Origin of the sequence: Pseudomonas sp. EGD-AK9, assembly GCF_000465935.2 — a bacterium.
Classification (GTDB): Bacteria; Pseudomonadota; Gammaproteobacteria; order Pseudomonadales; family Pseudomonadaceae; genus Aquipseudomonas.
In genome coordinates this window covers 1-3895 of sequence record NZ_AVOF01000305.1, presented here as the reverse complement: position 1 = coordinate 3895, position 3895 = coordinate 1, and the positions used below count along the sequence as shown (strand labels likewise).

General features: G+C 68.1%; 5 protein-coding genes and 1 pseudogene. 1 reads left to right on the top strand and 5 read right to left on the bottom strand.

All coding sequences use genetic code 11. The annotated features are described in order from the left end of the window. From N878_RS14605 to N878_RS14595, 3 genes and pseudogenes are all read right to left on the bottom strand, one after another. A pseudogene (locus N878_RS14605) lies at window positions 1-198 on the bottom strand (OmpA family protein); the annotation flags it as partial. Window positions 199-257: 59 nt separating this feature from the next. Beyond that, on the bottom strand, window positions 258-905 hold the full coding sequence (locus tag N878_RS14600) for an MBL fold metallo-hydrolase (RefSeq protein WP_021444367.1): 648 nt from the start codon (window positions 903-905) through the stop codon (window positions 258-260). Beyond that, complete coding sequence (locus N878_RS14595) at window positions 902-1927, bottom strand: AraC family transcriptional regulator (protein WP_021444366.1); 1026 nt, start codon at window positions 1925-1927, stop codon at window positions 902-904. Before N878_RS14595 ends, N878_RS14600 begins: the two co-directional genes overlap by 4 nt. A gap of 121 nt (window positions 1928-2048) precedes the next feature. On the opposite strand from N878_RS14595, the gene N878_RS14590 reads away from it, so the two are divergent. Continuing rightward, entirely contained in the window at window positions 2049-2876 is an 828-nt protein-coding gene (locus tag N878_RS14590) for a metal-dependent hydrolase (RefSeq protein ID WP_021444365.1), read from the top strand. Between the two features lie 94 nt (window positions 2877-2970). On the opposite strand, the gene N878_RS14585 is transcribed toward N878_RS14590, so the two are convergent. Continuing rightward, window positions 2971-3432 carry a CreA family protein gene (locus N878_RS14585; protein WP_021444364.1) on the bottom strand — a complete coding sequence of 154 codons (462 nt, stop codon included), beginning with the start codon at window positions 3430-3432 and terminating at the stop codon, window positions 2971-2973. 10 nt (window positions 3433-3442) lie between these two features. Then, window positions 3443-3895: PUA domain-containing protein (locus N878_RS14580; RefSeq protein WP_021444363.1), on the bottom strand; the 453-nt coding region annotated here is incomplete at its 5' end.

The following is a 3895-nucleotide window of genomic DNA, read 5'->3' as shown; positions in this document are numbered from 1 at the left end:
GGCGCCGATCAGCGCGCCCTTGCCGCGGTCGTCGTGACCGATCAGGGCACCGGCGGCGGCACCGGCCAGGGCGCCGAGACCGCCATAGGTGGCGGTCTTGTTCGAGCTCGGCGCACTCTGATCGTAGGGGTTTTGCGAGGCACAACCGGCCAGCAGCAGGGCAGCGGAGCAGGCGGCGATCAGGGTCAGGCGGGACATGGCGAACTCTCCTTGGAGACAGCAGAATGCCAGTGTAGACAGCCCGCACAGCGCCGGGTTCAGGCACGGATAAACGGATTCTCGCGCATCTCGTCACCCAGCCGGGTATCCGGGCCGTGGCCGGTGACCACGGTGGCATCCTCGTCCAGCTGGTACAGACGCTGCTTGATCGAGCGCTCGATGGTGGCGTAGTCGCCACCCCATAGGTCGGTACGGCCGATGCCGCGACGGAACAGGGTGTCGCCGGCGATCAGCAGCTTGGCATCGGCGAACCAGAAACTCATCGACCCCGGCGTATGCCCCGGCGTGTGCAGCGCCACGCCGCAGCCGCAGGCCAGCGCCTCGTCGTCGGCCAGCCACTGGTCAGGCGCCGGCACCGGCGTGTAGGGCACGCCGAACATGCGGCACTGCATCTCCAGGTTGTCCCAGAGGAACTGATCGTCCTTGTGCAGGTGCAGGGTGGCGCCGGTCTTCTCCTTCATCTGCCCGGAAGCGAGGAAGTGATCGAGATGAGCGTGGGTGTGGATGATGCTCACCACCTTGAGCCCATGGGCCTCGAGCCGCGCCATGATCAGATCGGGATTGCCGCCCGGATCGACCACTATGGCCTTTTTCGTCAGCGGGTCGCCGATGATGGTGCAGTTGCACTGCAAGGGACCGACGGGGAAGGTTTCGCGGATCAGGGCAGTCGTTGCGGCGGTGTTCATCGGGGGGCCTCGTTGCGGTAATCGCCGGGCAGTTTACCCGTCCATTTCCTGAATGCGCGGCGGAAGTTGGAGGGGTCGCTGAAGCCCAGCAGCTGGGCGATCTCGTACAGCGGCAGGTGGGTGGTGGCGAGGTATTGCAGGGCCAGGCGCTTGCGCACCTCGTCGAGCACCTGCTGGTAGCTGGTGCCCATCTGCGCCAGGTGCCGGCGCAGGCTGCGACCGCTGGTATGCAGGGCGCTGGCGGCGCCGTCGAGGTCGGGGAAATCGCCGGGTCGCGCCAGTAGCAGGCGGCGCACGCGGGTGAGCAGGCCGTCCTGCACGTCGAGGCTGGCCAGCAGCGCCTCGCACTGCTGCTCGCACATCTGCACCGTGGCCGGGTTGGCCAGGGCCATGGGCCGCTCCAGGTAGTGCCGCGGCAGGCGCAGCCAGTGGCAGGGCTGCTCGAACTGCGCCGCCACGCCGAACACCTCGGCGTAGCGCGCGGCATGGGCCGGCGCGGCATGGGCGAAACCGACGGCGAGGCCCTGCAATTCCTCGCCGAGGAGGAAGCGGGCGATGGTGTGGATGCTGGTCAGCAGGCCTTCGGCGGCGAAGCGCGCCTGCGGCCCCATGGGGAAGGACTCCACCGCGCGCAGCTCCATGTCCTCGCCCCGCTCCACCAGCTCCAGCTCGAAGGCCAGACCAAGCACCCGGTAGTACTTCAGGGCGAACTGCAGCGCCTTGCCCAGGTTGGCGCTGGACAGCACCGCGTAGCCGAGGATGCCGTGGGTGGAGACGTTGAGCCGCTGGCCCAGCACCAGGCCCAGCGCCGGTTCGCCGCAGCGCTCCAGCGCCGCCTGGGTGAGCAGATGGAAGTCGACGAAGGACAGCCGGCCATTGGGGCTGCCGAGCACCTCGGGGCGCACCCGCGCCGCGGCGAACAGGGCGGCGCGCGGCACGCCCAGTTCCTCGGCCAGCGCCAGCAGGGCTTCGGCGTAGGCCACCGGCACCAGTTCGGCGGTGAAATTCAGCGGTTGCTTCATGGGGACGTCTGGTTAGGCGGCTGGCCGCAAATGACCCGAATTTTGGCAGACCTTAACCTTGCCCATGGCGGAGCCACAAGCCCATAGTTGCACCATGGTCCCGCAACCGGAGGCAACAGGCATGGCCAGCACTACCCCGGAAGGCTTGCAGATCCGCCCGCGTCGGCTCGACTTCGCCCTACCCGATCCGCTGCCGCGGCACTGGCACGGCGGCAACGCCTTCAAGAGCCACCTGTTCAACGCCATGTCGGTGCTGTTTCCCGACGGCGAGCGCTTCTTCATCGATTCGGTGCGGCTGTTCCGCGACCAGGTCGAGGACCCGCTGCTCAAGGAGCAGATCCGCGGCTTTATCGGCCAGGAGGGCCATCACAGCCGCGAGCACCTGGAGTACAGCCAGCGCCTGCGCGAACTGGGCTACGACATCGACTACCTGGAGCGTGGCCTCAAGCGGCGCCTGGGCTTCCTGCAGAAGCACCTGCCGAGCAAGCTGCAGCTGGCCGCCACCGCCTCGGTGGAGCACCTGACCGCGATCATGGCCGACGCCCTGCTAAAGGACCCGCTCTGGCTGGAAGGCGCCGACCCGCGCATGGCGCGCCTGTGGCGCTGGCATGCGCTGGAGGAGACCGAACACAAGGCGGTGGCCTTCGACGTGTTCCAACTGGTCAGCGGTAACCCCTGGCTGCGCCGCCGCGCCATGCTGCAGAGCACCTTCTTCTTCACCCTCGACACCACCAAGGGCCTGTTGCACCTGCTCAAGCGCGACGGTCTGCTGTGGAACTGGCGGGTATGGCGCGACGGCCTGGCCTGGCTGTGGGGCTCGCGCGGCATCTACCGGCCGTTGGTGCGGGTCTATCTGGACTTCTACAAGGCCGACTTCCACCCCTGGCAGCACGACAACCTGCATCTGGTGCAGCAGTACCGCGCCGAGTTCGATGCACCGGCCAGCTAGAAGCGGTTGCCGCGCGGCCGTGCGCCCGACTGGCGCTGCTCCGTCTTCGCTGCACCGTGCGCACCAAGCGCATCGCCTGGTGCGCATGGCGTCCCTACGGCTGGCCCCAGGGCAGGATCGGAATGGCGGTCACCGCGTTCTGCGGGCTGCCCTCGATCACCCGGTCGCTGTAGACCAGGTACACCAGGGTATTGCGCTTGCTGTCGAAGAAGCGCACCACCTGCATGGTCTTGAACACCAGAGAGGTACGCTCCTTGAACACCTCCTCGCCATCCTTCAGCTCGCCCTGGAAACGAATCGGCCCGACCTGACGACAGGCGATGGAAGCCTCGGCGCGATCCTCGGCCAGGCCCAGGCCGCCCTTGACCCCACCGGTCTTGGCCCGCGACAGGTAGCAGGTCACCCCCGCCACCTTGGGATCGTCGAAGGCCTCGACGACGATCTTGTCGTTCGGCCCCACCCACTTGAACACGGTGGACACCTCGCCGATGGTCTCGGCCAGCGCCAGGCTGGGCAGTACCAGCAGGCCCAGCACCACTCCCTTGAACGGACGCATGCCTTTCTCCTTAGACGAGGATCAGATTGTCGCGATGCACCAGCTCCGGCTCGTCGACATAGCCCAGCAGCTTCTCGATGGCATCGGACGGCTGGCCGATGATCCTCTGCGCCTCCAGGGCGCTGTAGTTGACCAGGCCGCGGGCGACCTCGCGGCCGTCCGGGGCGACGCAGACCACCATCTCGCCGCGGCGGAAGCTGCCCTGCACCGCCTTGACCCCGACCGGCAGCAGGCTCTTGCGGTCCTGACTCAGCGCCTTCACCGCGCCGGCATCCAGCACCAGGGTGCCGCGGGTCTGCAGGTGGCCGGCCAGCCACTGCTTGCGCGCCGCCAGCAGGCCACGCTCGGGCGCCAGCAGGGTGCCCAGGCGTTCGCCGGCCTTGAGCCGCGCCAGCACCTGCTCGATGGCACCGCCGACGATGATCGTATGAGCACCGGAACGCGCCGCCAGGCGCGCGGCGCG

Excerpts from the sequence above, each read along its gene's own strand:
- N878_RS14600 (WP_021444367.1), bottom strand. The coding sequence starts at position 905 with ATGAACACCGCCGCAACGACTGCCCTGATCCGCGAAACCTTCCCCGTC.
- N878_RS14595 (WP_021444366.1), bottom strand. The coding sequence starts at position 1,927 with ATGAAGCAACCGCTGAATTTCACCGCCGAACTGGTGCCGGTGGCCTAC.
- N878_RS14590 (WP_021444365.1), top strand. The coding sequence starts at position 2,049 with ATGGCCAGCACTACCCCGGAAGGCTTGCAGATCCGCCCGCGTCGGCTC.
- N878_RS14585 (WP_021444364.1), bottom strand. The coding sequence starts at position 3,432 with ATGCGTCCGTTCAAGGGAGTGGTGCTGGGCCTGCTGGTACTGCCCAGC.